Genomic DNA, 262 nt, shown 5'->3' on the forward strand with positions numbered 1-262 from the left:
ACATTAAAGAATATTTCATAAGGCGTTTTCCATCCGAGACATTTACGGGGACGATTATTCATTTGTTCTGCATATGCTTGTATCCGGCGGTCAGTAATTGAATCAAGGTCAGTTCCTTTTGGCAAATATTCGCGAAGCAAGCCGTTAGTATTTTCGTTAGTTCCTCGTTGCCAAGGAGAGTGAGGATCGGGAAAGTAGAAGGGCGTACCAAACTTATCAGTTAAACATTGAACTTTGGCAAACTCTTTACCCCTATCCGGGG

At 42.4% G+C, this 262-nt stretch carries 1 protein-coding gene; it reads right to left on the reverse strand.

What is annotated here, in order from left to right:
- Positions 1-262, reverse strand: a 262-nt coding sequence (locus FC85_RS01300; protein ID WP_157051255.1) for an IS30 family transposase, incomplete at both ends; no start/stop codon positions are given.

It is taken from the genome of Lentilactobacillus diolivorans DSM 14421, assembly GCF_001434255.1.
Lineage (GTDB): Bacteria > Bacillota > Bacilli > Lactobacillales > Lactobacillaceae > Lentilactobacillus > Lentilactobacillus diolivorans.